The sequence below is a fragment of the Yoonia sp. R2-816 genome (assembly GCF_046762905.1).
In the GTDB taxonomy this organism is placed as follows: Bacteria; Pseudomonadota; Alphaproteobacteria; order Rhodobacterales; family Rhodobacteraceae; genus Yoonia.
In genome coordinates, this window is record NZ_JBKQXN010000285.1 from 1 (window position 1) to 225 (window position 225).

Below are 225 nucleotides of genomic sequence, written 5' to 3' on the forward strand. Positions count from 1 at the left end.
GCGGCCAGTATTCATCCCTCATGGGTCTTGTTCTGCGCATCCATTGGACAATGACTCTTTTCCTCATTGGAGGAGGCAGTGTCTGGTTTGATGAAGATTTTCTGATGCGGGCCATGGCGCGAGGTCTCAGCTTGGCCGTAAGGGTGGCCCGCGTTGGAAAATCTCTCAGGGTGGAAGCCGCGGGGGTTGGCGGTGTCTATGGGGAAAGTGTGCTGCCGGTTGGAT

1 protein-coding gene is annotated in these 225 nt (G+C 56.4%); it reads right to left on the reverse strand.

Annotated elements, in window-relative coordinates; all coding sequences use genetic code 11:
- Window positions 1-11: 11 nt before the first annotated feature.
- Window positions 12-225 (reverse strand): hypothetical protein (locus tag ACFWW2_RS16930; RefSeq protein ID WP_393929862.1); only part of this gene is annotated, 214 nt, incomplete at its 5' end.